Source organism: Pseudomonas agronomica (assembly GCF_025917275.1).
Taxonomy (GTDB): Bacteria; Pseudomonadota; Gammaproteobacteria; order Pseudomonadales; family Pseudomonadaceae; genus Aquipseudomonas; species Aquipseudomonas agronomica.
The window spans coordinates 1-1,783 of the sequence record NZ_JAOSHO010000757.1; the positions used below are offsets into that span (position 1 = coordinate 1).

Sequence of the window (1,783 nt, forward strand, 5' to 3'; positions counted from 1 at the left end):
GTTCCATGCAGGCTTTCAGGACACTGCTTCGACGTTAGTCCACGAAAAAAGACACCGCACTCAAAAAAAATGCCCCGTATCGATCGATACGGGGCATTTCGTCTTATCGGCGAACTGACGGCGAGCGGCTTATGCCAAGGCCTCGCTGCGCTTGCCCAGCAACCGATCACATACCACCGCGACCGCCAGGGTCATGACCGAAGGCACCAGCCACGCCAGGCCTTGCTCGCTGAGCGGCAGATGAGCGAGTTGCGCTGGCATCCAGTCCGCCAGACCGGCGCCCTTGAGCGCGTCGATCAGGCCAAACAGGAACGATACCAGCATCACCGGGCCGACGATGCGCCCTTGCTCTTGCCAGAAATCCTTGCAGAAGCTCAGGGCCACCAGGGCGATACATGGCGGGTAGATCGCGGTGAGGACCGGAATCGAGAAAGCGATCAGCTTGGTCAAGCCCAGGTTGGATACCAACAGCGAGAACGCCGCAAGGATTACCACCAGGGTCTTGTAGGACAGCGGCAGGATGCGGCTGAAGTATTCTGCGCAGGCGCAGGTCAGGCCAACTGCGGTTACCAGGCATGCGAGGGAGATCAGCACCGCAAGGAAACCGCTGCCCAGGTTGCCGAACGTGTGCTGCACGTAGGCATGCAGCACGGCGGCGCCGTTGGTCGCGCCCACAGCCACTTCATGACTGCCCGAGCCCAGGCGGAACAGGCTGACGTAGACCAGGGCCAGCCCTACCCCGGCGATCAACCCGGCGATGATCGCGTAACGGGTGATCAAGGCCGGCGATTCGACGCCTCGGGAGCGGATGGCGTTGACGATGACGATGCCGAACACCAGGGCGCCGAGAGTATCCATGGTCAGGTAGCCATTGATGAAACCCTGGGAGAACGGTGCCGCCACGTATTCGGGAGTCGCCACGCCGATATCGCCGGCTGGCAGGGCAAACGCAGCAATGCCCAGTACGGCCAGGGCGATGATCTTCAGCGGCGCGAGAAAGCGCCCAACGGTGTCCAGCAAGCGGCCCGGGTAGAGCGAGATGAAGAACACCAGCAGGAAGTACACCGCGCTGTAGAGGAACAGCGCCAGCGGGCTCTCGCCGGTCAACGGTGCCAAGCCGACTTCGAACGATACGGTGGCGGTTCGAGGCGTGGCGAACAGCGGGCCGACCGCCAGGTAGCACACGGCGGCCAGCAAGCCACCGGCAATTTTGCCGATCGGGCTGCTCAAGGCGTCCATCGCACCACCGACCTTGGCCAGTGCGACGACCGTGATCACCGGCAACCCCACCGCGGTGATCAAGAAGCCCAGCGCCGCCATCCAGACATGAGGCCCGGACTGCAAACCGACGATAGGCGGGAAGATGATGTTGCCGGCCCCGACGAACAGGGCAAATGTCATGAAACCAAGCGCCAGGATGTCCTGGCCTTTCAACACTTTCATTAAGGAAACCACACTACTGAATCGGAATTTAGAGAGGGATTTCCCTTATGGATGAGGGAAATGCTGTCGATCCGTATGGGACCGACCCGTTTAGCGCGTCGCTGCCTTGTGGGCGGCGGTCGCAAAAATGGCTGCTAGCCTAACGAATCTGGCGATAAAACGCACTGTAAAGGGGCAAACTATCCGATGCGCGACGTCCCTGTGTCGCATTTTTGCATGTAAATGGTTGGCGACTGTAACTCCGTCATCGCGAGCAAGCTCGCTCCCACAATGAAATGCACTCATGCCCTTGTGGCGAGGGAGCTTGCTCCGACAATGAAATGCGCTCATGCCCTTGTGG

General features: G+C 60.6%; 1 protein-coding gene. It reads right to left on the reverse strand.

Features of this window, described 5'->3' with window-relative positions:
• Positions 1-129: 129 nt before the first annotated feature.
• Entirely contained in the window at positions 130-1,443 is a 1,314-nt protein-coding gene (gene brnQ / locus OC610_RS26885; RefSeq protein WP_264432312.1) for a branched-chain amino acid transport system II carrier protein, read from the reverse strand.
• Positions 1,444-1,783: the final 340 nt, after the last annotated feature.